Genomic DNA, 5,928 nt, shown 5'->3' with positions numbered 1-5,928 from the left:
GACGTCCCCGGTGCGCGCCTTCTCGTCCATCTCCTCCAGCAGCTGGTCGAGCCGCCGGAGGTGCTCCCCGGTCATCCGCGGCACGGCGATCCCGACCGCGAGCGACTCCAGGCCGATCCGCATGGCGTACAGCTCGTCGAGGTCCTCGTCACTGAAGGCCGTCACCCGGGCACGGTGCTGGGACTCCTGCTGGACGAAGCCCTCGCGCTGCAGGATCCTGAGCGCCTCCCGCAGGGGGCCGCGGCTCACCCCGAGCTGCCGGGCGAGTTCGACCTGCGACAGCGGATCGCCGGCACGCAGCTCGCCGTGCATGATCGCGCGCCGCAGCGCGTGGTGAGCCCGGCTCACCTCGTCGGGGTGGGCGGTCCTGTCCGTCACCCCAGCTGACTGTGCTGTCATCGCATGTCGGCCTTTCACGTTTTCCCACAGGGCGTTCCGGCGGTCCGCAGGACCGCACGGACGGGCTGCACGCACCACCGTATCCGACGCCGACCCCGAACCTGCCGACACTTCCGGGACGGCCCCGACCCGACCGGGGCCGCGTCCCGGCCCGGAACGCCCACCCCAGGCAGGGGAGGACGACCCGACCCCTTCGGGGCGGCGGCGAAGTGTTGACATTTCTCGGGAGGCAGGGACCGGGTGCACCACGACCCGGGACGAGGAGTCCCGGGTCGTGGTGCACGGCCTACGGCCTTGGGAGCAGCTGGGCGCGATCCCCGTCGGACGGCCGGTGCCCGACGGTCGGTGCCCGACGATCTGCGTCCGACCGTCAGTGCCGGACGCCGGCGGCGGTCTCCGACCGGCGGTCGTTGCCCACCACGGCGTTGCGCACCGTGCCCAGGCGTTCCACCTCGACCTCGACCGTGTCGCCCGGCTGCAGCAGCCGCGGGGGCGTGCGGGCGTAGCCGACTCCCGCCGGTGTGCCGGTCGCGAGGAGGTCGCCGGGCCGCAGCGTCAGGGTGTGGGAGATCAGGGAGAGGGTCTCCCCCACCGGGTAGATCATCCGGTCGGTGCGGGCGTCCTGCACGGTCTCGCCGTTGACGCGGGTCCGGAGCCGGAGGCCCTGCTTCAGGTCGCCGACCTCCGCCGCGGGAACGATCGGGCCGATCGGGCCGGAGCGGTCCCCGTTCTTGCCCAGGGTCCACTGGGAGGTCAGCTTCTGCGCCCGGCGCGAGGTCAGGTCGTTGAAGGCGGAGTAGCCGAGGACGGAGGCCAGTGCTTCCTCGGGGGTGGCGTCGACGAGCGGGGCGCCGACCCAGGCGACGACCTCGCCCTCCCAGTCCAGTCCGTCCTCGTTGGAGGGCACGGGGACCTCGGCCCCGTCCACGGTCAGGGACTGGGTCCACCGGGCGAACAGCGTCGGGTACGGCGGCAGTTCCTGGTCGCGGAAACTGCCTTCCGCGGCGTGGTCCGAGTAGTTGAGACCGATGCAGAAGACGCGCGCGTCGGGGAGCACGGGGGGAACCCGCTCGACCGAGGCGGTGGAGAGCGTCGGGCCGGCGGGCGGCCTGGAGAGATGCCCCGCCGGGTCGGCCCAGAAGTCCGCGAGTGAGGCGATGACGGTGACTTCGTCGCCTCGGTCGGACAGGGCCGCGACCTCCACGGTGGAGTCGGTGCGTGATCGCCTGACGCCCACAATTTTCACTGGGTGTCCCTTTCCGGTCCCGGGGCTCGCCCCGGGACCTCTTCTTACGTCGATGGCTGGTCCGGCACAGGCGGTCGCGCCTGTCAGATGATGTCGTCCGCGGCGTGCGGGCCGGTGTGGTCGTGTTCGAGGTGGTGCCGCATCAACAGGTCGGCGCCGAAGTCGTTGGAGGGGTCGCGCCAGACGCTGTGCACGTGGTTGGCGTCGTCCTCGGCGTTGTCGAACTCGACGAGGGTGACCGGGCCCTGGATCCGGAAGTAGTGCGGCAGTTCGATCGACGTGCCGCCGGCCCAGGCGAAGTGCAGGCCCTCGACCCCGCCGGCGGCCGCGATGCGGTCCATCTCGAAGCCGACCAGGCCGGGACGGGCCCGCTCGACGAACCGGGCGAGCAGGTCGTCGAAGTGGCTGCGCTGGACGGCCGAGAGGTCGCCGGCGCGGATGCCGCGCGGGTGGGCGCGGAAGTACGCCAGGGCCTTGCGGTCCTCGTCGGTGATCATCGCGTCGCGGCGGCCCACGCCGTGGTAGGCGGGGTGCTCGACCTCGCCGACGGTCTCGACGGTGCGGGTGACGAAGTCCGCCGGCGGCCTGGAGTGGATGACCGCCTCCTTCTGCTGGGCGCCGGTGAGGCTGTCCAGCAGGACGAACGCCGCGTCCTCCTCCTCGCCGAGGATCCGGAAGGGGCCGAAGCGGGCGGGTTCGGCGCCGAGCAGGAACGGGGTGGCGTTGACCAGGTCGCCGTCGACGACGGTGACGTTGACCGACAGGTGGTGGCCGACCAGCCGCCAGCCCCACGTGCTGTCCGGCTGCGGCTGGCCGAAGAAGCTGAGGAAGTAGCCGCGGGCGTCGCGGAAGGCCGCCGCGACGTGACCGAACAGCGGCTGGTTGAGCTCGCGGAGCACGTGCTCGTTGGCCATCACCTGGACCACCCGGGCGTACGCCGGGATCGACATCGACTCGGCGATCAGCCGGTGCGCCAGGACCTCCTGGTGGCGGTCGAGCTCTCCGAGCGGGAGGCCGTGCCGCCCGGACTCGGGCAGGAAGTTCCAGTGCGTCCGGCCGGGGTCCGTGTGGGGCAGCAGCACCCGTGCGCGCTGGTCGGCGGTCAGGGCGTCGAACAGCGCCATCGCCGCGAACGTGATCAGCGTCGCGTCGAACGAACCTGCCCGGCGCGGCCGGTGCGCCTCCGGGAGCTCACCGTGCGCGTGGGGGTGCGGCGTCGCCGTCATGACGTTCCTCCTTGGTTCACTCGTGAAAGGGCCCGGTCCTGTGCGGTCGGCCGGAGGGCCTGGCGCAGGTGGGAGACGAAGCGGGGGATGTCGGTGTGCCCGCCGGCGGCGAACACGTAGCAGTCCGGCCGGGCGAGGAACGCCTCGCACCCGTGCTCGGTGAACCAGCGCCCGTAGGCACCGTCGAGGTCCCGGACGGAGCCCCCGCCGGACACGTCGGCGATCACGCCGCCTATCCGCCGGAACCAGGACAGGTCCTCGTCGCCCAGCAGTGCGGCGGGATCCCCGGTACGGCTGATCAGCTGCCAGCCGCCGCCGACGACGTCGTCGAACAGGCCCTCCCGGTCGCCGGCCCGGACGCGTCCCTGCGGGGCCAGCCGCCCGTCGGCGCCCCGGCTCGGGAGCGTCAGCGACGGCTCGCCCAGCCGGGGGTGCGGCGGTTCCTGGGTGGCGGCGCCGGGATCGGCCGAACGCCGCTTCATCCCGGCGTCCCGGACGGCCGCCCGCGCGGGGTCGAGCTCGCAGATGACCCGGCCGGCGGCCACCGCCTCGTCGATGATCTCCCGGACGTGTCCGGCGCGTTCCGGCCCGTACGTGTCGAGCACGGACGGCGACGCGAGCCCGCCGTGCACCAGGCCCAGCCGCCAGGTCAGCGCCCGGGCGTCCCGCAGGCCCGCGCACAGCCCCTGCCCGAGGAAGGGAGGCATGAGATGGGCCGCGTCACCCGCCAGGAAGACGTTCCCCTCACGCCAGGTGTGCGCCCACCGCCCGCGGAACGTGTAGACGGCGTGCCGCTCCAGCCGGGCCGTCTCCGGTGTCACGCCCCAGGGCTCCATGAGCCGCCAGGCCGTGCTGTCCAGGCCGAGCTCCTCGACGGTCGTGTCCGCCCGGCGCATGAACTCGAACCGCCGCCGCCCCGGGCCGCTGTTGACCGCGGTCGCCGGCTGCGCCGGGTCGCAGTACTGGGTGACGAAGGCGCTCCAGTCCTCCTCGACCAGCGGCTGGTAGTCCACCACCAGCCAGTCGGCCTCGAACCCCGAGTCGCCGACGCCGATGCCCAGCCGGGAGCGGACGGGACTGTTGGCCCCGTCCGCGCCGACCAGCCACCTCGACCGGACCTGCACGGTCTCGGCCGGACGGCCGGTGGGCGCGATCCGGACGGACACGCCCTCCTGGTCCTGGTCCAGCTCCAGGAAGGTCCATCCGCGGTGGACCTCCACGCCCGGCGTCGAGACCGCCAGGTCCTCCAGGACGGCCTCCAGGTCGGGCTGGTAGAAGCCGTTGGTGTTCGCCCATCCCGACTCGGCGGGCCTGTTCCAGTCGATGGCCCGCAGGAGTTCGCCCTCGCCGTTGCGGAACTCGTACCCGCCCCGCTCGCCCTGGGAGGGCTCGAACAGGTCGGCGTGCTCGGCCATCAGGCCCGCGGCCTGGAGGATGCGGAGCGCCTCGTGGTCGATGGTGCACGCCCGCGGCAGCGGGTACCGCTGCGGCTGGCGCTCCACGACGGACACCTGCAGGCCGGCCTGCCCGAGGAGGACGGCGGTCAGCAGCCCGACAGGGCCGCCGCCGACGACCAGGCAGTCGACCGCCGGCCGGGGAGCGGCGGCGGGGCCGGGATCCGGTCGCGTCGTCATGCGTCCTGCTCCCCCGCGCCGGAGGTGTCCGCAGCGGTGGCCGACCCGTCGGCGGTCGCCCCGGGGTCGGGCGGTGCGGGGGTGTGGGTCACGGTCGTGTGCTCCCGTCGGATCGGGGTGGGACGTGGACGGTCTGCGCCTTCGGGCAGGACCACGCACTTGGCGTGCGGCGAGGCGGCCTGTGCGCGCCACGCCGAAGGAAGTTCGTCGAGCGGGAAGGTCCGGACCCCGACCTGCAGCTCGTCGCGGGCCAGGGCGCTCCACAGCCAGGTCAGCGCCGCCCGCTTGTCCCGCAGCGGGGTGTGCAGGCCCGCGAAGCCGGACAGGGTGAGCTGCCTGCCGCGCAGCAGCCCGGCCGGAATCCGCGCGGTCGCGCCGGCCGGGTTGCCGATGTTGACCACCCGCGCCCGCGGCGCGCACACCTGCAGCGCCGCCTCCAGCGGCACCCCGTACACACCGTCGAGGACGACGTCCACCGGCCCGGCCGCCTCCAGCAGACGGGCCGCCAGCTCCTCGGCGCCCTCGTCGGCACGCAGGTCGACGACGGCGTCCGCGCCCAGGGCGAGCAGGCCTTCCAGTGCCGCGCGGTCGCGGGCGACGCCGACCACCCGGCCGGCCCCGTGCCCGCGCGCCACCTGGATCGCGAACCGTCCGACCGCACCGGTGGCTCCCAGCACCAGCACCGTCTCCCCCGGACGCAGGGCGGCGACCTCGACCAGCGGCATGAACGCCGCCGTGCCGGAGTTGCCGACCGCCGCGGCCAGCACGGGGTCGAGGCCCTCGGGCAGGGGCAGCAGGTCGTCGTCGTCGACGAGCACCCGTGCGGCGAGGGCGCCCGGGGTGTCCGGCGAGGCGTGGCACTCGGCGTAGACCCAGGAGCCGGGCGCGTGGCGGTCGGATTCGAGCACCACGCCCACGCACTCGCTGCCCGGCACGTAGGGGTCCTCGTGACGGGCCGAATGGAACGTCCCGGAGGCGATGACCAGGTCCAGCGGGTTCAGCGGCGCCGCGACCACGGACACGAGCGTGGTGCCGGGCGTCCGCGGCGGCAGCACCACCGGGCCCAGCCGCGGCTCGGCGCCGGGAGCGTCGACGATCGCCGCCTGGATCCCGTCGTGCACGTCGGATGTTCCTTCACGCAGCATGATCTCTACTTTCAAGGTCGGGGCACTGACGTCGCCGGTCCTGACCACCGGACGCCCGGCGCGGCGCCTTGCCGGGGGTGACGTCGTCGACGGGCCTGCGGGACGGCGGTGAGCGGTCGGCGGTCGTCCTGGGACACCGGCCCGCCCCTCTGCTCAGATGCCGGCCAGGCTGCGGAAGCGGCTGGCGTGGAAGACGAGCGGGGAGGTGTCCGGGGCCGCACTGAGGCCGTGGATGCGCAGCAGCACGATGTCGTGGTCGCCGAAGGGGACTTCCTCGT

The 5,928-nt window shown here is 73.9% G+C and carries 5 protein-coding genes; all 5 read right to left on the bottom strand.

Annotated elements, in window-relative coordinates; translation table 11 throughout:
* Nucleotides 1-378, bottom strand: a 378-nt coding sequence (locus tag SNE206_RS39580) for a GntR family transcriptional regulator (RefSeq protein ID WP_407918444.1), incomplete at its 3' end; no start/stop codon positions are given.
* A 391-nt stretch (nt 379-769) separates the two neighbouring features.
* Entirely contained in the window at nt 770-1,603 is an 834-nt protein-coding gene (locus SNE206_RS39575) for a fumarylacetoacetate hydrolase family protein (protein WP_407918443.1), read from the bottom strand.
* 125 nt (nt 1,604-1,728) lie between these two features.
* On the bottom strand, nt 1,729-2,871 hold the full coding sequence (locus SNE206_RS39570) for a DUF3500 domain-containing protein (RefSeq protein WP_407918442.1): 1,143 nt from the start codon (nt 2,869-2,871) through the stop codon (nt 1,729-1,731).
* On the bottom strand, nt 2,868-4,505 hold the full coding sequence (locus SNE206_RS39565; RefSeq protein ID WP_407918441.1) for a bifunctional 3-(3-hydroxy-phenyl)propionate/3-hydroxycinnamic acid hydroxylase: 1,638 nt from the start codon (nt 4,503-4,505) through the stop codon (nt 2,868-2,870). The genes SNE206_RS39570 and SNE206_RS39565 overlap by 4 nt, the downstream gene beginning before the upstream one ends.
* Nucleotides 4,502-5,626 (bottom strand): zinc-binding alcohol dehydrogenase family protein, encoded by a 1,125-nt coding sequence (locus tag SNE206_RS39560; protein ID WP_407918440.1) that lies wholly within the window; start codon nt 5,624-5,626, stop codon nt 4,502-4,504. The genes SNE206_RS39565 and SNE206_RS39560 overlap by 4 nt, the downstream gene beginning before the upstream one ends.
* Nucleotides 5,627-5,928 lie beyond the last annotated feature (302 nt).

The organism is Kitasatospora sp. NE20-6 (assembly GCF_045862635.1).
This window is presented reverse-complemented; position numbering and strand designations above follow the sequence as displayed.